General features: G+C 76.1%; 11 protein-coding genes, 1 tRNA gene and 1 pseudogene. 8 read left to right on the top strand and 5 right to left on the bottom strand.

What is annotated here, in order from left to right; translation table 11 throughout:
- Positions 1-477: 477 nt before the first annotated feature.
- Positions 478-1,755, bottom strand: a pseudogene (locus ACIQVZ_RS40400) (PP2C family protein-serine/threonine phosphatase); the annotation flags it as partial.
- Between the two features lie 168 nt (positions 1,756-1,923).
- Positions 1,924-3,291 carry an NAD(P)/FAD-dependent oxidoreductase gene (locus ACIQVZ_RS40395; protein WP_402457582.1) on the bottom strand — a complete coding sequence of 456 codons (1,368 nt, stop codon included), beginning with the start codon at positions 3,289-3,291 and terminating at the stop codon, positions 1,924-1,926.
- A 543-nt stretch (positions 3,292-3,834) separates the two neighbouring features.
- Between ACIQVZ_RS40395 and ACIQVZ_RS40390 the strand changes: the two genes are divergently transcribed.
- Positions 3,835-4,698 (top strand): TetR/AcrR family transcriptional regulator, encoded by an 864-nt coding sequence (locus ACIQVZ_RS40390; protein ID WP_402457579.1) that lies wholly within the window; start codon positions 3,835-3,837, stop codon positions 4,696-4,698.
- Positions 4,699-5,036: 338 nt separating this feature from the next.
- On the top strand, positions 5,037-7,352 hold the full coding sequence (locus ACIQVZ_RS40385) for a sigma-70 family RNA polymerase sigma factor (protein WP_402457576.1): 2,316 nt from the start codon (positions 5,037-5,039) through the stop codon (positions 7,350-7,352).
- A gap of 75 nt (positions 7,353-7,427) precedes the next feature.
- Here ACIQVZ_RS40385 and ACIQVZ_RS40380 read toward each other — a convergent pair whose 3' ends face one another.
- From ACIQVZ_RS40380 to ACIQVZ_RS40370, 3 genes are all read right to left on the bottom strand, one after another.
- Entirely contained in the window at positions 7,428-8,132 is a 705-nt protein-coding gene (locus tag ACIQVZ_RS40380) for a DsbA family oxidoreductase (protein WP_402457573.1), read from the bottom strand.
- A 144-nt stretch (positions 8,133-8,276) separates the two neighbouring features.
- Complete coding sequence (locus ACIQVZ_RS40375) at positions 8,277-8,798, bottom strand: universal stress protein (RefSeq protein WP_402457570.1); 522 nt, start codon at positions 8,796-8,798, stop codon at positions 8,277-8,279.
- 97 nt (positions 8,799-8,895) lie between these two features.
- Positions 8,896-11,046, bottom strand: coding sequence for an asparagine synthase-related protein (locus ACIQVZ_RS40370; protein ID WP_402457568.1), 2,151 nt, complete (start codon positions 11,044-11,046; stop codon positions 8,896-8,898).
- Positions 11,047-11,787: 741 nt separating this feature from the next.
- Here ACIQVZ_RS40370 and ACIQVZ_RS40365 point away from each other — a divergent pair.
- The 6 genes from ACIQVZ_RS40365 (at position 11,788) to ACIQVZ_RS40340 (ending at position 18,737) form a co-directional block, all read left to right on the top strand.
- Positions 11,788-13,215, top strand: coding sequence for an MFS transporter (locus ACIQVZ_RS40365; protein WP_402457565.1), 1,428 nt, complete (start codon positions 11,788-11,790; stop codon positions 13,213-13,215).
- A 185-nt stretch (positions 13,216-13,400) separates the two neighbouring features.
- Positions 13,401-14,636, top strand: coding sequence for an L-2-hydroxyglutarate oxidase (gene lhgO, locus ACIQVZ_RS40360; RefSeq protein WP_402457562.1), 1,236 nt, complete (start codon positions 13,401-13,403; stop codon positions 14,634-14,636).
- Between the two features lie 55 nt (positions 14,637-14,691).
- Positions 14,692-15,522 (top strand): tRNA (guanosine(46)-N7)-methyltransferase TrmB, encoded by an 831-nt coding sequence (gene trmB, locus ACIQVZ_RS40355; RefSeq protein ID WP_350880506.1) that lies wholly within the window; start codon positions 14,692-14,694, stop codon positions 15,520-15,522.
- Between the two features lie 116 nt (positions 15,523-15,638).
- Positions 15,639-16,943: a PrsW family intramembrane metalloprotease gene (locus ACIQVZ_RS40350; RefSeq protein ID WP_402457559.1), complete on the top strand. Its 1,305-nt coding sequence runs from the start codon at positions 15,639-15,641 to the stop codon at positions 16,941-16,943.
- 50 nt (positions 16,944-16,993) lie between these two features.
- Positions 16,994-17,067: transfer RNA gene (locus ACIQVZ_RS40345), tRNA-Met, on the top strand.
- Positions 17,068-17,567: 500 nt separating this feature from the next.
- Positions 17,568-18,737, top strand: coding sequence for a hypothetical protein (locus tag ACIQVZ_RS40340; protein ID WP_402457556.1), 1,170 nt, complete (start codon positions 17,568-17,570; stop codon positions 18,735-18,737).
- Positions 18,738-18,828: the final 91 nt, after the last annotated feature.

Genomic DNA, 18,828 nt, shown 5'->3' with positions numbered 1-18,828 from the left:
TTCTCAAGGAACGGACACTTCCTTCGGACCGCCTTCCAGCGAGCCCTCCGGGCGCTTCGTTCTTTCGTGTTCCCAGCTTACCAGATGTTTTCCGCCCCGTTTCCGGCGCTTCGTTCATCCAACTCGCTGGTGTCTTCTGCGGCTTGACGCCCCGTCCGACGTTTCAAACTCTAGCCGATCCCCACTCCGAAAAGCGAATCGGCCGCAATCCAATAAAACGAACACGCCGAATAAGAACCAAGCCGCGACAAGACGCGACCCAGCCCGAACCAGGAAGTGGTGTTTCGAAAGGATTGGCTACCGCGGGACCGTCCGCGCAAACGCGTGTCCGGTGCTCCCTGCCAGGCAGCTCGAAGAACACTAGACCTCGGGGAAGACCGAGTCAAGCGCCGGTTCCACCTCGGTGGCGCTCTCTTCCACCTCCTCTTCCGCCACCTCTCCCTCCGCCTTCTCCTCCGTCTCTTCCTCCGCCTCCTCAGCCGGCAGGTGGAAGGCCAGGACGGCGACGTCGTCGTCGTGCTCGGAGGTCACGCCCATCGCTCGCAGGAGGCGGGCGCAGATCACCTCGGGAGCCCCGACCGCGCCGGTGAGGGTGCGGGCGAGGAGGTCGAGGCCCTGGTCGATGTCCTCGTCGCGGCGTTCGACCAGGCCGTCCGTATAGAGGACGCCGGTGGTCCCGGGCAGCAGGCGCAGGGTGTGCGAGACGTGGAGGCCGTCACCGGTGCCGAGCGGCGGGCCGTTCTGCTCCTCGCTGCGCAGGACCGTCCCGTCGGGGCAGCGCAGCAGCATGGGGAGGTGTCCGGCGGAGGCGTAGGAGAGGGTGCGGCGCAGCGGGTCCCAGACGGCGTACGTGCAGGTGGCGATCTGGTTGGCGTCGATCTCCATGGCGAGGCCGTCGAGCAGGCGCATCACCTCGTGCGGGGGCAGGTCGAGCCGGGCGTAGGCGCGGACGGCGGTGCGCAGCTGGCCCATGACGGCGGCGGCGCGCAGACCGCGCCCCATCACGTCGCCGATGACCAGGGCGGTCCGGCCGCCGTCGATGGCGATGACGTCGTACCAGTCGCCGCCGACGGCGGCCTCGGCGCCGCCGGGCTGGTAGGTGGCGGCGACCCTCAGGTCGGCGGGCTGGTCGAGCTTCTGCGGGAGGAGGCTGCGCTGGAGGGTGACGGCGGCCTCGCGCTGGCGGCGTTCGGCTTCGCGGAGCCGGGCGGCGGCGAGGACCTGGTCCGTGACCTCGGCGGCGAAGATCAGGACGCCGGCGGGCGGCCCCTCGGTGGGGGTGTCCCCGGTGTCGCCGGGGCCGAGCGGGACGCAGGAGACGTTGTAGTAGCGGTTGCCGGTGAGCCCGAGGATGCAGCGGGCCTTGACGCTGCGCGGGCGGCCGCCGCGGATGACCTGGTCCATCAGGGCCAGGACGCCCATGGTGCCGAGTTCGGGGAGGGCTTCTCCGGCGGGCAGGCCGGTGGTGCGGTCGCCGAAGAGTTCGCGGTAGGCGCGGTTCGCGTAGCCGAGCTGGTGGAGCGGGCCGTAGGTGACGGCCACCGGGGCGGGGATCCGGTTGAGGACCTCGCGCAGGTTCTGGGGTTTGTGCAGGTCGAGGAGTTCGGCGGCGGTGGCCAGGTTGGTGGGGTCGCGGGGGCCGGGGACGACGACGCCGTCGGCGGAGGGCGCGCCCTCGTCGGTGCCGGCCCCGGTTGGCGGGGCGGCACGCCAAGGGACTCCGGTGAGCCGGGCGCTCCAGCGCATGAGGTTCAAACGACGGCCGCTTCCTCGATTTCCAGGCATATCATCACTTTTTGTGTGCGCATCAGCACACGGGGTAATGACTAGGTTGGGCTGATCCTGTCAGGCAAGGGCCCGATTCCGGAAGTCGCCCGCCCGGCGTGGCCGCCCGTTCCGCCCCGGCACGGGGCACCTGGGCGCTCACCGCGGGGCGTCCGGACCGCCGTCGGGCCGCGGCCCGGCCCCGGCCTCGAACTCCGGACGCGGATGCTCCGCCGCCCCCAGCGAGACCACCTCGCGGGAGAACAGCCCGCCCAGCACCCAGTCCATCAGCACCCGCACCCGGCGCTCCGCGCTCGGCAGGCGCCGCAGATGCCGGGCCCGGTGCAGCCACCAGGCCCGCCGCCCGGTGATCCGGCGGCCGCTCCGGGTGTGGGCGACGGCCCGGCGCAGGCCCAGCGAGGTCGAGCAGGCGGCGTGGCCCGGCTGGTACTCGGCGAGGCCCGGGGCGTGCGGTCCGGCCTCCAGGGCGACCGCGATGTTCCGGGCGAGCAGCTCGGCCTGGGCGAAGGCGTGCTGGGCGTTGGGCGCGCAGGGCGCCCCGTCCGCGTCGGGGTCCGGTACGGCGGCGCAGTCCCCGGCCGCCCAGACGCCGGGCAGCGCGCGCCCGTCCGGGCCGACGGCTTGCAGGGTGGCGAGGCAGCGGACCCGGCCGAGGGTGTCCAGCGGCAGGTCGGTGTCGCGCAGCAGCGGGGCCGGCCGCACCCCGGCCGTCCAGACCAGGGTGCGGGCACCGAAGCGGCTTCCGTCGGACAGGGCCACGACCCGGCCCGCGGCGGACGCCAGGGTGGTGCGCAACCGGATGTCAACGCCGCGTTCGCGGAGCTGGCCGAGGGTGTGCTCGGCCAGCTCCGGCGACTCCTCGGCCAGGATCCGGTCGGTGGCCTCGACCAGGACCCAGCGCAGGTCCTCGGGGCGGACGTTGTGGTAGCCGCGCACCGCGGTCCGGGCCATGTCCTCCAGTTCGGCGAGCGCGCCGACACCCGCGTACCCGGCGCCGACGAAGACGAAGGTGAGCGCGGCCTGGCGCAGGGCCGGGTCACGGGTGGCGGAGGCGAGGTCGAGCTGTTCCAGGACGTGGTTGCGCAGGCCCACGGCCTCGCCGACGGTGGAGAAGCCGCGGCCGTGTTCGGCCAGACCGGGCACCGGCGCCGTCCGGGAGACCGAGCCTGGCGCCACCACCAGGACGTCATAGGGGAGTTCGATCGGCGCGGCGGCCTCTCCGGGACCCGCGGCGTCGGCGAAGGCGCGGCGGGCGGCGTGTTCGATCCGGGTGATCCGGGCGGTCAGCACCCGGCAGTCCGGCAGCGCCCGGCGGAGCGGGACGACCACGTGCCGGGGGTCGATCGAGCCAGCCGCGACCTCGGCCAGCAGCGGGTGGTAGGTGAAGTAGCCCTGGGGCTCGACGACGGTGATCTCGACCTCGCCGCGTCGCAGCCGTTCCCGCAGGCCGCGCTGGAGGTGCAGCGCGGTGGCCATCCCGGCGCAGCCTCCGCCGGCGATCAGGATTCTGATGGTGCACCTCCTGCCGATTGGCGCTTCCTCCCGGCCCCGCGGCCGGGGGTGTCCCCCCTCGCGCCCCCCTATGAAGGACCGGCAGGGGCGGTCTTGTCCACAGTCCGTACCGCGCCGGATGCGACGGAAGTCGACGGGTGGGGCCAGTTGTGCTGCCCGGGCGACTTTCTGACGGACTTTCGGCCGCGAACGGGCGTGAACTATGGTCGGATTGTGTGCCGGAGCGGTTACCGCCATGACAATCGGCGGCGACGCACCGTGGAGCGGCCACTACGGCCAGTTCCAGCGTTGGCTCGAGAACCCGACTGCGGGACAGTCATCCGGGGAAGGGTAGTTCCCGGACAAGGCCCCGGACGGAGCCGACGCGCCGAGCCGGACGCGAGCCGGCCCGGAGGCACGAACCGTGGTCACGAAACGGGACGGGCGGCAACGAGCGATGGGTCATCAGGTCATTTCTGACGGGCTGAGCTGCACCGGGGGGTGCAGGGGCGGGCGACGACAGGGTCCGGGTTCGGGCGCCTGCGGGGGAGAGTTGGGATGATGGAGCAGGAGCAGGTGTTGGGGCGAACGGGAGCACCGCACGCCGGCCAGGGCATGGTGCCGGAACAGCGCGGCCCGGTGGACCTGCCGCCGGAGGTCGGGGCCGCCTATCCGGGCGTCCCCTACCGGGTGGAGCCACCATCGGCCACCGTGCACGTCCCCGGATCCCGACTACGGGTGGACGCCCGGCGGAATCTGGAGAGCGTGCTGCGGGCCGCCCGTGAGGTGTTCGGCGAGTTCGGCTACGGCGCTCCGATGGAGGAGGTCGCGCGCCGGGCCGGGGTCGGCGTCGGGACGGTCTACCGGCGCTTCCCGAGCAAGGAGGTGCTGGTCCAGCGGATCGCCGCCGAGGAGGTGGCCTGGCTGACCGCGCAGGCGCGGGAGTCGCTGTACGGCGGCGGCGGAGCCTGGGAGTCGCTGGCCGGTTACCTGGCCCGCGCGGTCAGCACCGGCGCCGGGCGGCTGCTGCCGCCGGAGGCGTTCCGGTACGCGGAGGAGCTGGGCCGGGTGCCCGAGCAGCGGGTGCCCGAGCCGGCCGCCGTCCGGTTCGACCTGCGCGGCGAGGACGCGCAGAACGGTGCGGCCGTCGAGCCGTCGGCGGCCGACGCCGATCCCCGGCTGCTGCTGCAACTGCTGGCCGCCCTGGTCGCCCGGGCCGGCGCGGCCGGCGAACTGCGGCCGGGCGTCACGGTGTCGGACGTCGTGCTGGTGCTGACCGCCTCGGTGCCGGTGCACGCGGCCCGCACCGCGCCGACCACAGCCGGTTTCTCGGCCGGGGTCCAGCAGGCGGAGGGGCAGCCGAGCTCCGGCCCCTCGGACCGGCTGCTGGAGATCCTGCTGGACGGCCTGCGGGCACGCTGACGCGCCACCACGAGCGCGGCCGCCACGGTTGGCGGGGACGGGAGTTGGACGGGAGACCGGCGCGCGGACCAGTCACGCGCGCCGGGTGCGGACGGTGCGCAACCACCCGCCCTGCGCTGGCCGAACACATCCGCGACGGCTCCTCGGAAGAGTGGGTCCCGGCCGGTCCGGCTACCGCCCTTCTCTGCGCTATGCCATCCTTTGCCCGTGGTTGGAGCCAATGTCCCGATGCGCGCCCTTCGCGCGCCCTCGGCGCTGCGCAGCGCGGAACCGTGCGCCCACGCACTCCCGCGCGCCCTGCCACACTGCGGGGGCTGTCGTGGAATCTGGGGTCCGTTGTGAGCGCCGAGGAACAGAACGACTACGGGTACGGCCTCGACTTCGGCCCGTCCGGAGGCTTGACCGGGGGACTGGCCGACGGCTCGTCCGGCAGTACGTCCAGCACGTCCGAAGGCCCTGCCACCGCCTCCGGCGACCCGGCCCAAGTACCCGGCGCCGCACCGGGTCCAGCCGCCGGCCCGACCGCCGGACACGTACCCGACCAGGCGGGCATGCCCAGCCGCGAGTCCCTCTCCGCCTCCGCCGCCGCACTGCCCCCCGGGCGGGTGCCCGGCCAGGCCCCGGCCGGCCGCGGCGGCGTCGCCCCCGAGGCGTTCGTCGGCGCCGGCCGCCCCGCCCGCCCCACCGTGCCCGCCCCCGCCGACCCGGTCGACGGCGAGCGCCCGGCCTCCGACGCCGAGTTGACCGCCCGGGTCCGGGCCGGCGACGACACCGCGTACGAGGAGATCTACCGCCGGCACGCCGACTCGGTGCGCCGCTACGCCCGCACCTGCTGCCGGGACAGCTTCACCGCGGAAGACCTCGCCGGCGAAGTCTTCGCCCGCACCCTGCAAGCCCTGAGGGCGGGCAAGGGACCGGAGTTCGCCGTCCGCGCCTACCTGCTGACCGCCGTCCGCAACGTCGCCGCCGCCTGGACCCGCAGCGAGCGGCGCGAGCAACTCGTCGACGACTTCAGCGTGTTCGCCCAGACCTCGGCCGCCGTCGTCGACCTCGACCTGGCCGACCCCGGCGCCGACGCCTGGGCGATGGCCATGGCCGACCAGCGCATGGTCATGCAGGCCTACGCCGAACTGCCCGAGGACGACCGGATGGTGCTCTGGCACACCGAGGTCGAACGGGAGTCACCGAAGACCGTCGCCGTGATGCTCGGCAAGACCGCCAACGCCACCGCCGTCCAGGCCCACCGGGCCCGCGACCGGCTCGCCGCCGCCTACCTCCAGGCGCACCTCTCCGGCAGCCAGGACCGCACCTGCGAGGCGTACGCCAACCGGCTCGGCGCGTACGCGCGCGGATCGCTGCGCAAGCGGGCCTCGGCGGAGGTCGGACGGCACCTCCAGGAGTGCGACCGCTGCACGGCCGCCTGCCTCGAACTCACCGAGATCAACACCGGCCTGCGCGCGCTGCTGCCCGGCGGCGTGCTCGTCTGGATCGGGGTCGGCGGGTTCAGCGCCGCCGCGGCGGCCGTCGGCGGGGTCGCCGCGGTCGGCGGTGCGGCCGCGGGCACCGCGGCGGCCACCTCCGGAACCGCGGGAGCGGGTGCGGGTGGAGCGGGTGCAGCGGGTGCGGGCGCCGGTGCGGCCTCCGGCGGAGGCGGGGCCGGGGCCGGGGCCGGCGCCGCGGCCGGCGAGGGCCTGGGCACCGCCGCGAAGGCCGGGATCGCCGCCGCCGTCGCGGTAGCCGCAGCCGCCGTCGCCGCGTACGCGCTCACCGGCTCGCCCGAACCCAAGCCCCCCACGGCCGCGCCCCCCGCCGCCGGCGCCCCCGCCACCCCCCGGCCGCAGGCCCCCGCACCCGCGCCGCCCGCGCCCGCCGACCCGGCGCCCAGCAGCGCCGCGGCCGCCCCGGCGCCGTCCGAGCCCAGCCCGAGCCCGAGCGCGACGCCGGTCACCCGGTCGACGCCCGCCCCGACAGCGGCCCCGGCAGCCGCCCAGACCACGACGAAGGCCGCGTCGCCGGTCACGCCGAGCTCGACGACGCCCAAGCGGACCCCCACGCCGCCGCCGGCCCCGGACGTCCCCGTCGTGCCGACGCCCAGCGTGCCGCCGCTGCCCACGCCCGAGCCGCCGGTCGTCCCCGTCGTCCCCACGCCCACCGTGCCGCCGCTGCCCACGCCGACGGTCACCCCGCCCTCGCCGCCCGCGCCCACCGACTTCTGGGCCGACTCACTGCCCGTGGTCAAGCCCGGCAACAACCGGGTGCCGCCGCCCGGCCCCAGCATCCGGCAGAAGGGCAGCGACTCGTTCTGGCAGCGCGACGGCGCCTGGATCGGCGGCGAACGCCACGGGCACGCCATCACCGTGCACGCCCCGGCGACCACCCTGATCGACCTCAACCGCAGCTGCACGTCCTTCGACGCGGTCGCCGGAGTCGACGACGCCACGCTCTCGCCGGGCGGCGTGGTCTTCTCCGTCCAGGGCGGCGACGGCGGCACCCTGTGGCGCTCCTCCCCGCTCGCCGCGGGGGACGACGCGGTACCGGTGCACGTGCCGCTGGCCGGGCAGAAGTCGATCCGGCTGGTGGTCACCCCGGTGCACGGGATCTGGTCGGCGCTCAACGTGGCGGACTGGGCCGAGGCCCGCTTCAGGTGTTCCTGAAGCAGGCCTCGGCGGGGGCTGCGCGGGGTGAGACCCACCCGGGGTGGGCCTTGTGCGGGGTAGGGCTGTGCGGGGTCAGATCGCGCAGGAGCCGTCCGCGCAGGCCTCCCCCGCCGGGGCGACCTGCACCGGCGCCGGGCGGGTCTCGCCGATCTCGGCGGCGACCTGCTCCAGCACCTTGCGGAAGGTCTCGGCGTCCTGGCCGCCCTGCACCGCCCACTTGCCCTCGAACACGAAGGTCGGCACGGCGGTGATGCCCAGCTCCCGGGCCTCGGCCAGTTGCGCGCTCACCTCGGTGGCGCCCTCGTGGCCCGCCAGGTAGGCGGTCACCCGCGCCCGGTCCAGGCCTGCCGCCACGGCGACGTCGGTCAGCGCGGCGCGGTCGCCGACGTCGACACCGTCGGTGAAGTGCGCCTTCAGCAGCTCCTCCTTCAGCCGCCCCTGGACGGCCGCGCCGTACTCGGTCTCGGCGAGGTGCAGCAGGCGGTGGCCCAGGAAGGTGTTGGCGTGCAGCGCGGCGTCGAAGTCGTACGTGATGCCCTCGGCGCGGCCCAGCTCGGCCACCCGCGCGTCCATCGCCACCGACTGCGGGCCGTACCGCTCGGCCAGCCACGCGCGGTGCGGGCTCGCCGTCGCCGGCGCATCCGGGACCAGCTGGTACGGCCGGTAGACCACCTCGACGCCCTCCTTGCCGGCGAAGCCCTCCAGGGCCTGCTCGAAGCGGCGCTTACCGATGTAGCACCACGGGCAGGCGATGTCGGACCAGATCTCGACCTTCATGAGGGGACTCCAGGGGTGGGGCGGGGACGGGTGTCGGGATAGGTGAACGATGAACCATCTCGGTACATTCCCGGCACCCCGGGCAGCCTCCCTGGTCAGCGCCGCCCCGGCCCGGGCCGGTCAGCGCCCCGACCCCGCCCCGGATCAGCCCTCCGCGGGCGCCGGAACCACCAGCACCGGGCACGCCGCGTGGTGCACCGCCGCCGAACTCACCGAACCCAGCAGCAACCGCGCGAACCCCCCGTTCCCCCGCGTGCCGAGCACCAGCGTGTGCTGCCGGGTCGAGGCCTCCAGCAGCACCTCGATCACGTTCCCCAGCACCACGTGCAGCGACATCTCGCCCGCGTACGGCCGGGACCGCTGCCCCTGCACGACCGCCACCGCCCGGCGCAGCCCGTCCGCCATGCTCTCCACCAGCGTCTCGACGCTCTCCCGCACCAGCTCCGCCATCCCCGGCGGGTAGCCGGCCGGCGCCGGGTTCACCACGGCCAGCACGTACAGCGGCAGCCCGAACAGCTCCGCCTCGGTCATCGCCCGGTCCAGCGCCCACAGCGACCCGTCCGACCCGTCGCACGCCGCCAGCACCCCCGGCGGGCGCCCGGTCGGCGGCCGCCCCGACACCGACAGCACGACGGGAACGGACTGCTCCGGGCTCACGCTGGCCACCACGGCTCTCCTCACCGACGGACTCGTTGCCCGCCATCATCACCTGCCCCGGCTCCCGGACCCCGCCGCCCGGCCGGGCGCGGCGCCCGGCGAGGGGTCAGGAGGGACGGACGGGGCTGAGGGCCGGGGGTTGGGCCAGCGGAAGGCCGGTCCAGCAGGCTCCGTGGCGGCGGGCGCGGATGCGGCGGAGCCAGAGTTCGGTGGAGACCAGGTCGGCGAGGCCCGCCAGGGCGGCCGGGGAGAGGGGGGTGGCGGGGTCTGCGAGGCCGGCGCGGACGGCGGGGAGGTCGATGAGGCCGGCTTCGGCGAGGAGGGGGGCGTCGAACAGTTCGGCGAGGCCGTCGGCGGCGAGGCGCAGGCCGGCCCGGGCGGGGGCGGTGCGGTCGGGGCGGGGGCCGCGGCCCCAGTCGGGGGGCAGGTCGGTGCGGCCGGCGCCGGTGAGGACGGCGTGCAGGAGGGCGTGCCGGGCGCCGGGTTGGAGGCGGACGTCGTCGGGGAGCAGGCGGGCGGCGCGGACCACCTGGTTGTCGAGGAACGGCGCGTGCAGCCGCTGGCCGGGCTGTTCGGCGGCGTGGACGAGGGTGCGGTAGGAGCGCGCGTGCCGGTAGAGGGCGTGCCGGGCACGGTGAGCGCCCGGGCGTTCGTCGGGCGCCGGTCTGCGCGCCGCCAGCCGCAGCCGGAGGGCGACGGAGGAGAGCGCCTCGTCGGAGAGCCAGCGGGCGGCCGGGCCGGGGACGCACCAGGCGAGGTCGCCGGCCGAACGGTCGCCCGCCGTGCGGCCGCCGCCCGGGAGGTGGCGGGCCGTCAGCTTGGCGGCGGCGTCGTCCAGCGCGTCGGCGTAGCGGACCCGGGAGAGCCGGTGGGCGGCCCGGACCACGGTGAGCGGGGTGCGCAGCGCGCCGGCCAGGACGCCGACGACGGCCCGGTCGGCACCGGCCAGCGCGGCGACCGGGGGCAGCAGTTCGCGCGGGCGGCCGGCCCGGATGAGGTCGGCGAGCCGGGCCGGGTGGCCGTCGAGGACCTGTCGGGCGCCGTAGCCGGTGAGGTGGTCGGTGCCGCCGGCGTCGAAGCGGGCCTCGGCCCGGGCGGCGGCGACGAGTTCGGGCCCGGGCTCGTCGGTGAGCCGGCCGGGCGGTGCGTCGGCGTGAAGTCCGGCGTACGGGAGCGTGTCGGGGCCGGGGTGGAGCACGGTGTGCCGCAGCCGGGGGGTGTCGGGGGCGAGTGCGAGGGTGGTCGGGGGTTCGGTCTCGCCGAGCGTGACGGCGGCCAACTGTTCCGGGGCGGAGGGTTCCTGGGCGGCGACGCGGGCCCAGGAGCCCTTGACCGCACCGTTCCTGGCCCCGGCGCGGACGGCCGGCAGGCGCTCCGGGCCCGTGCTCGCGGGCACCGGCGGCTGCGGTACGGCGGCGGCGAGCAGGGCGACGGTGGCGGAGGCGGTGCCGTAGGAGAGGTCGACGCCGAGCCGGGCGCGGCCGGCCGGGCCCGGTGCGGTGGCGGGCGCGGTGGTGCGGACCCGGGAGCGGACGGACTCCAGCAGCGCGCGGGTGAGTTCGCGGACGGCGGGCGCCTCGTCGCGCGGCTGCTCCCGCACGGCGGGGTCGTCGTAGGCGGAGAGGTAGGGGTGGCCGCCGCGGATGGCGAGCACGTGGCCGGGCGGCACCCGCTGGACGCCCAGGTACGGGGTGCCGGCGCCGAGGGCCTCGGGCGATTCGGGGCAGGCGAGCCGGGCGGCGAGGTGGCCGGTGTCCAGCGGGGCGCCGACCAGGTCGGCGAGCGGGAGGGCGGCGGTGGCGTACGCGGTGCCGCCGGCCCAGGGGGTGTGGAAGACCGGCTGGGCGCCGGCCAGGTCGGTGAGCAGCAGGGTGGAGCGGGTGCCGGTGCGCAGGACGGCGGTGTAGCTGCCGGGCCAGGCGGTGAGGTGGCGGACGGCGCCGCCGCGGGCGGCGGCGAGGCCGGCGGCGAGTTCCGCGTCGGTGGCGCCGCAGTGGCCGAGGACGGCGAGGCGCAGGGTGGCGGGGGTGTCCTCGACGGGGTCGGGGGCGGTGGGGCCGGTGGTGACCGTGGCGGGGGCGCCGGGGCGGAGGGTGGCGAGGCGGATCTCCTCGGGGCGCCAGTCCCCGACGGCCCAGAGCGGGTTGGGTCCGCTCCACAGGGGGCGCGCGGCGATCGGCGCGACCGTACCGAGTGCCTCGTGCGCCGGTGCGCCCGCCCGGGGCGTGCCCGTGCTCCAGCCCGTCAGCCACCGCATCGCGCCTCCACCGGACGAGGACCCGCACCCGTACGGCGCGTCCGCCGCCGGGCGGCTCCTCGCCGGTCCGCGGCGTGCCGTGGCGGCCGCCCCGGGTACCGGCGCGCCGTCAGGAGACATCGTGCCACCGGTTGGCTCTCCCGTGGCCCGTGTTGCCGGTTCCGGTTCCGCCGGTGGCCCCGGCCCGGGGCGGTTCCGGCCCCGGCGGCGATCCCGTTGCGGGCAAAGGGTGTTGACGTGTGCGCGTGGTCCGCGGGGCGGGCCGGGCCTTCCCCTCCCCGGCCCGGACCGCCCCCCGCGCCGCCTTTGACATGGGCATCGCGAGATGGCCGAAAGGCGTCGCCCAGCCCGGGAGGGCATCCGCATGCCCTCCCGGACTCAACCGCCGCCCGCGGGGATTGAGGCGGCGGCATCCCCCGGCCCGCCGGGTCCTCGACGGCGGGCCGACCCACGACCACCAGCGAATCGCCGACCAGCCGGTCGAGCCAGGGGGCATGGCCGGGCGCACGTGAACACAGGACCGGAGCACGGCGCTCCGGCGCGCGGCACCCCCGGCCCGATCCGAGTGGTCCGGACCAACCCCGGCGAGGAGCCGCCGCCGCACCGCCGGGTGCACGATCCCGCCATCCGGAATGCGGCCTCTTAACCGTCGGAACGCGTCCGACTACTCTAGGTACAGCAGCTACGGCCCGGTGCCGCCCGGGCCCCGAGCACAAGGCCGCAGGAGGTGCCCCCGCCACCATGACCGTCAGCCCACGAGGACCGAACGAACGGCTCGGCACGCTCCTGACCCTCGCCCAGATCAGCAACGCCGGACTGGCCCGCCGGGTCAACGACCTGGGCGCCCAGCGCGGGCTGACCCTGCGGTACGACAAGACCTCGGTGGCCCGCTGGGTCAGCAAGGGCATGGTCCCGCAGGGGCCCGTCCCGCACCTGATCGCCACCGCGATCGGCGGCAAGCTCGGCCGCCCGGTGCCGCTGGAGGAGATCGGCCTCGGCGACACCGACCCGGCTCCCGAACTCGGCCTGGCCTTCCCGCGCGACGTCGCCGAGGCGGTCCGCTCCGCCACCGACCTGTGGCGGGTCGACCTCGACCTGCGCCGCGGCCCCGGCGGCGGCCGCTGGAGCGACAGCCTGGCCGGCACCTTCTCCGTCGCCGCCTACGCGACGCCGGTGTCCCGCTGGCTGATCACCCCGGCGGACGGTTCGGTCGCCCGGGAGGCGCCGCGCGCGCCCAGCGAGGCGTCCTCCTACCGGGTCGGCCACTCGGACGCCGCCAAGCTCCGCGAGGCCGCCCAGGAGGCCCGCCGCTGGGACTCCAAGTACGGCGGCGGGGACTGGCGTTCGTCGATGGTGCCGGAGTGCCTCCGGGTGGAGGCGGCCCCGCTGCTGCTGGCCTCGTACAGCGACACCGTCGGCCGCGCGCTGTTCGGCGCGACCGCCGAACTGACCAGGCTGGCCGGCTGGATGGCCTTCGACACCGGGCAGCACGAGGCCGCCCAGCGCTACTACATCCAGGCCCTGCGGCTCGCCCGGGCCGCCGCCGACGTGCCGCTCGGCGGCTACGTGCTCGCCTCCATGAGCCTCCAGGCCGGCTACCGGGGCTTCGCCGAGGAGGCGGTGGACCTCGCCCAGGCCGCCCTGGAGCGCAACCGGGGCCTGGCCACCGCCCGGACGATGAGCTTCTTCCACCTGGTGGAGGCCCGGGCCCAGGCCAAGGCCCGCAACGCGGCGGCGTGCGCGACGGCGCTCGGCGCGGCGGAGAGCGCACTCGAACGGGCCCGCGCCGGGGATCCCGATCCGGCGTGGATCGACTTCTACGCCTACGACCGGCTCGCCGCCGACGCCGCCGAGTGCTTCCGCGACCTCGGAGTGCCCTCCAAGGTCCGCCAGTTCACCCGCGAGGCACTGGCCAGGCCCACCGAGGGCTTCGTCCGCTCGCACGGCCTGCGACTGGTGGTCTCGGCGATGGCCGAGGCCGAGGCCGGCAACCTGGACGCCGCGGTCGCCGCCGGCGAGCGCGCCGTCGAGGTGGCCGGCCGGATCTCCTCCCAGCGCAGCCGCGAGTACGTGGTGGAGATGCTGCGCCGCCTGGAGCCCTTCCAGGGCGAGCGCCGCGTCCGGGAGCTGACCGAACGGGCCCGCGCGGTCCTGGTCGCCCCGGCGTGACCGGCGTGACCGGAGGCGTGACCGGCGGCCGTTGACGTGACCGGCGGCCGTTGAGGTGCCCCGGCGAGAGCGGCCCCGGCACCCCGGCACGACACCGCCGCCCGGCCCCGGGCGCCCTCGACCGGTCCCGCCCGGCGTGGCAGCATCGGCGGCGGGGGAGCCGGGCGGACTGCGAGGAGCGGGCGGTGGCGTACGACTTCGACGTGCTGGTGGTGGGCGGCGGGATCGTCGGCCTCGCCACCGCGTACGCGCTGACCCGGGCCCGGCCGGGGCTGCGGCTCGCGGTGCTGGAGAAGGAGCCCGGCTTCGCCGCCCACCAGACCGGGCGCAACAGCGGGGTGATCCACAGCGGCGTCTACTACCGGCCGGGCTCGTACAAGGCCCGGTACGCGGTGTCGGGCGCCGCCGAGCTGGTGGCGTTCTGCCGCGAGCAGGGCGTCCCGTACGAGGTCACCGGCAAGCTGATCGTGGCCACCGGCGCGGAGGAGCTGCCCCGGCTGGCGGCGCTGGCCGAGCGCGGGCGGGCGAACGGCATCCCCGTCACCGAGGTTGACCGGGCCGGGATCGCCCGGTACGAGCCGCAGGTCACCGGGGTGGCGGGGCTGCACGTCGGCACGACCGGCGTCTGCGACTTCCCGGCCGTCGCCACCGCCTACGCCCGGCTGGCCCGGGAGGCGGGTGCGCAACTCCGGCTCGGCTGCGAGCTGCGGGCGGTGGCCCGGCGGGCGGACGGCGTGACGGTGCAGACCTCCACCGGGGAGCTGTGCTGCCGGGTGCTGGTGAACTGCGCCGGGCTGCACAGCGACCGGATCGCCCGGCTGGCCGGGGACGAGCCCGGGGTGCGGATCGTGCCGTTCCGCGGCGAGTACTACGAACTGGCCCGGGGACGAAGGGACTTGGTGCGCGGCCTGGTCTACCCGGTGCCCGACCCGGCCTTCCCGTTCCTCGGCGTGCACCTCACCCGGGGCGTCCACGGGGACGTGCACGTCGGCCCGAACGCGGTGCCCGCGCTGGCCCGCGAGGGCTACGACTGGCGCACCGTGCGCCCGCGCGACCTGGCCGGGACGCTGGCCTTCCCCGGCGCCTGGCGGATCGCCCGGCGGCACTGGCGGTACGAGGTCGGCGAGTTGCACCGCTCGCTGTCCAAGCGGGCGTTCACCGCCGCCGTGCGGCGGCTGCTGCCCGCCGTCGCCCCCGAGGACCTGGTGCCGGCCGGCGCCGGGGTCCGGGCCCAGGCCGTGGCCCGGGACGGCTCGCTGCTGGACGACTTCGCCTTCGCCGGTTTCGACCCGGCCGACCCGCGCTCCCCGCGCCGCGCGGTGCACGTGCTGAACGCCCCCTCCCCCGCCGCCACGGCCTCGCTGCCGATCGGCCGCGAGGTGGCCCGCCGGGCGCTGGCGGCACTGGAGGCCGGCGGATGAGCCCCGTCACAGCGCCTTCGGGAGGGGCCCGCAGGCCCCGTAGACTCGGGGAACTGTGACTGCCACCGCCCCGATCCCCCAGCCCTCGCCGTCCGCCCGGTTGTCCGCCGCACCGGCCGGCTACCCCGCGCCGATGTACCCGCACAAGGCCACCGACGCCCAGCACCGCGAGCGGCGCATCCGCAGCTTCCAGCCGCGCCGGGGCCGGATGACCAACGCCCAGGCGGGCGCCCTGGACCGGGGCTGGGAGGCCTACGGCATACCGATCGACGGCAGCCCGCTCGACCTGCGGGAGCTGTTCGGCGAGCTGCCGGTCACCCTGGAGATCGGCTTCGGCATGGGCGAGACCACGGCCGCCATGGCCGCCGCCGACCCGACCGTGGGCATCCTCGCCGCCGACGTCCACACCCCCGGCCACGGCAACCTGCTCGGCCTGCTGGAGCGCGACGGCTCGCGGAACGTGCGGCCGGCCGCCGGCGACGCCGTGATCCTGCTGCGCGACATGCTGCCGGACGCCTCGCTGGCCGGCCTGCGGGTCTACTTCGCCGACCCGTGGCCCAAGCCCAAGCACCACAAGCGCCGACTGGTCCAGCCGTCCTTCCTGGAGCTCGTGCTGCCCCGGCTCGCCCCCGGCGCCCTGGTGCACTGCGCGACCGACTGGGAGCCGTACGCGGAGCAGATGCTGGCCGTGCTGTCCGCCTCGCCGGAGCTGGAGAACCTGCACCCCGAGGGTGACGGCAGCGGCTGGCTGGAGCCCGCGGACCACCCGGACGGCAGCATCCCCGGCTACGCGCCGAGGCCGGACTGGCGCCCGGTCACCAAGTTCGAACGGGCCGGGCTGGCCAAGGGGCACGTCGTCCACGACCTGCTGTTCCGCCGCCGCTGAGCCTCCGTCGGCCGTTCGAACAGGCCACCGCGCGATGACCGGGGGGCCGTCGCCCGGACGGACGGTTCGTCCCGAGTCCTCCCGACGGGCGGGTGCGGTGGCCTACCCTGTGCCGCATGGGCAGCCCGGCCGGCGGCGGGTCCCGGGCCACCGTCCAGGCCGCCGCTGACGCACCGGAGACGGTCCCGCGCACCGGCGGCACCCGGACCATCCCGGGGCCCCGGAGGCGCCGGGCCCACCGCCTCGTGCCCTGGGCCGGCGCCGCGTCACCGCCACCACCGCCACCTCCACCGGCCGGAGCCGCCGCGCCGCCCCGGCGCGGCCGCTCGGTGGCGGTCTCCTCCGTCACCGCCACCGCCGTACTGACCCTGGCCGGCTGCGGGGTGCTGATCCTGCACCTGGTCCAGCGGCAGACCGGCACCGTCGGGCTGCTGGTCGGCGTCGGCCTGGCGATGGTACCGCTGCCGTTCGTGCTCGGCGCCCTGGCCTGGCTCAACCTGACCGCCCGGGTGCCGCTGCGGCACACCGTGTTCTGCCTCGCCTGGGGCGCCTGCGCGGCCACCACCGTCGCCATCGTGGCCAACAACTGGACCGCCAGCTACCTGACCTCGCACCAGGGCCCGCTCGGCGAACTGCTGGGCGCCGGCATCGCCACCCCGCTGATCGAGGAGACCGCCAAGGCCACCGCCCTGCTGGTGCTGCTGCTGCCGCTCGGCCAGCGGCTGCGCTGCCACGGCCGCCGCACCGGCCGCCCCTGCGCGCCGCTGCTGCACCGGCTGCCGACCCCCCGGCGCCCCCGGACGTACGCCCGCCGCCCGGCCGGTCCGCACGCCCGGGGCCGGCTGCGGCTGCGCCCGTACCTGCGCCCGCTGCCGTACCTGCGCCCGGCCCCGCCCTCCGGCGGCGGCCCGCACCGCCGCTCCCGGCCCCGCACCCTGGCGGCCGGGGTGGTGCTCGGCGGGATGACCGCCTGCGGCTTCGCCTTCACCGAGAACGCCCTCTACCTGGGCCGGGCGTTCACCAGCGACCAGCGGCAGCGTCTGGACAGCATCGGCCTCGGCGATCCGCCCAGCCTGCGCGACTTCGACGGCACCGTGCAGACCTTCGTGCTGCGCGCCCTGCTCTCCCCCTTCGCGCACCCGCTGTTCACCGCGCTCACCGGGATCGGCCTGGCCGTCGCGCTGACCACCGGGCGGCGCTGGCTGGCCCGGCTGGCCGCGCCGACCGGGCTGCTGCTGGCGATGGCGCTGCACGGCACCTGGAACGCCGCCGCCGACCTCGGCACGGACGGCTTCCTGGTGGTGTACGGGGCGCTGATGGTGCCCTGCTTCGCCGCGCTGGTCTGCTTCGCGGCCTGGGCCAGGTCCCGCGCCGCCCGGCACGCGGCCCGGCGCGGCAGGCGCTCCGCCGGGGTGGCCTGAAGAACCGATTTCCCATCTCGGCGACTTCCCCGTATTGTTGTGTTCACCGACGCGGGGTGGAGCAGCTCGGTAGCTCGCTGGGCTCATAACCCAGAGGTCGCAGGTTCAAATCCTGTCCCCGCTACTCAGTAGCAACGAAAGGCCCGGAGGATTCGTCCTCCGGGCCTTTCGCGTTCCCCGGCACGGGCGGGCCGCCCGCCCGGCCGCCGATAAATCCGTTGCCCTCCGGCCGGTGGGCTGCCTATCGTGGCGGCACACTGAAGGGAGGTGATCCTGAATTGAGTTCCATCAGGATGCGTGAGGTGGCTGCTCGCTAGAGCCGCCCCTGCCTGCGCAGGGTGAGGCCCGAGGCCTCCGGCAGGCGAAATCCATAGCAGTCACCCGGCCCGCAGGCCCACCGGTACATCCCCGGTGCCTCGGCGCCAGGCCAGTGCACGGGCCGGCGCGCGAGGAGCAGCCTGCGGGCTGTCTGCGTTCTCCGCCGCCCTCCGTCGCCACCCGGTTCCCGTCCGGGAGGCCCCGCGTCCTGTCCGGGGCGCCCCCGGATCGTTCGCGTGGCGGGGCCGCGACGCTAGAGTCGGCGCGGGTTCCGGAGCGGAGCGGCGCAGGCACAGGGGGTAGGCGATGGCGAAGGCCCGGCGGCGGAGCGGCACGACGGCCCTGCGGACGGCCCGGTGGGCCGCACCCGGGGCACTGGCCGGGACGGGCCTGATCGGACTGCTGCTCTTCTCGCTCGGCCAGGCGCAGGCCTGGCAGGCGTTCGGCGGCGGGCTGGTGGCGGCCGGGGCCTCGACGGTGCTCGGCGGCGCACTCGGCTTCCTGTTCGGAGTGCCCCGGGTGCGCAGCGGCAGCGGCGAGCCGCAGGGCTCGTACGCCCCGAACACCAACCTGGAGCAGGTGTCCGACTGGCTGACCAAGGTGCTGCTGGGCGTCGGGCTGACCCAGCTCGGCTCGCTCGGCGAGCGGCTGCACCAGCTCGGCACCGCGCTGGCCCCCGCACTGGGCGGGGAGGACGCCGCGGTGCCGTTCGCCGCGGCGCTGGTGCTGTACTTCGTGGTCTTCGGCTTCCTGGCCGGCTGGCTGGTGACCAGGCTCGCGCTGCCGCAGGTGCTGACCGACGCGGACCAGGCCCTGGACCTCTTCCTCGCCGGGCAGGACCGCGACCGGCGGGGCGACAAGGTGGGCGCCGACGACCTGCGGGTCCGGGCGATGCAGCAGCTCGGGCTGCTGGGGGGCAGCGCGGAGCAGTCGGCCGCGCTGGCCGCGCAGTTGCCGCCCGCCTCCTCGCCCTCGTCCGGGCCGGCGGGCGTGGTGGCCGAGGTCCGCTCGACCGCGCGACGCTCGGCGCTGACCGCCGACCAGGTGCGGGCGCTGTACGCGGACGGCTCCGAGGGCCGCCGGATCCAGGCGCTCGCACTGATGCAGGGAGACCCTTCGCTGGCCGACCTGCCGAGCCTGCTGGACGCGATCGAGCGCCCGCGCTCCGGCTTCGAGCAGTACCACGCGCTGCTGGCCGCCCGGGGCCTGCTCTCCCGGCTGCCCGGCGCCGAGGCGCAGCGGCTGCGGGACGCGGTGGCCGGGCAGTTGGTGCTGCCGGAGGGGATCCCGTACGGGTCGGACCGCAGCTGGCTGGCGGAGAAGATCCTGTCCCGGCTGGAGGCGACGGCCTTCGTCCCGACGCAGCCGGCCCCACCCGCTCAGCCCACTCGGCCCGCTCAGCCAGCCCAGCCAGTCCAGCCAGTCCAGCCAGTCCAGCCAGTCCAGTCGGCTCCGTCGGCGGGCGACCCCAGCTAGGAGATCGCTGAAGATCTTTCAGGTTCTGGCCCCACGTGCTTTCGCGTGGGGCCAGACTGTTGCGGGTGCAGGGAGACTGGGCTGGCGAGCT

The organism is Kitasatospora sp. NPDC098663 (assembly GCF_044760075.1).
Lineage (GTDB): Bacteria > Actinomycetota > Actinomycetes > Streptomycetales > Streptomycetaceae > Kitasatospora.
This window is presented reverse-complemented; position numbering and strand designations above follow the sequence as displayed.

What these genes read in the sequence shown, in the direction of transcription:
- ACIQVZ_RS40390 (WP_402457579.1), top strand. Translation starts at nt 3,835, where the DNA reads ATGATGGAGCAGGAGCAGGTGTTGGGGCGAACGGGAGCACCGCACGCC.
- ACIQVZ_RS40380 (WP_402457573.1), bottom strand. Translation starts at nt 8,132, where the DNA reads ATGAAGGTCGAGATCTGGTCCGACATCGCCTGCCCGTGGTGCTACATC.
- ACIQVZ_RS40370 (WP_402457568.1), bottom strand. Translation starts at nt 11,046, where the DNA reads ATGCGGTGGCTGACGGGCTGGAGCACGGGCACGCCCCGGGCGGGCGCA.
- ACIQVZ_RS40365 (WP_402457565.1), top strand. Translation starts at nt 11,788, where the DNA reads ATGACCGTCAGCCCACGAGGACCGAACGAACGGCTCGGCACGCTCCTG.
- ACIQVZ_RS40350 (WP_402457559.1), top strand. Translation starts at nt 15,639, where the DNA reads ATGGGCAGCCCGGCCGGCGGCGGGTCCCGGGCCACCGTCCAGGCCGCC.
- ACIQVZ_RS40340 (WP_402457556.1), top strand. Translation starts at nt 17,568, where the DNA reads ATGGCGAAGGCCCGGCGGCGGAGCGGCACGACGGCCCTGCGGACGGCC.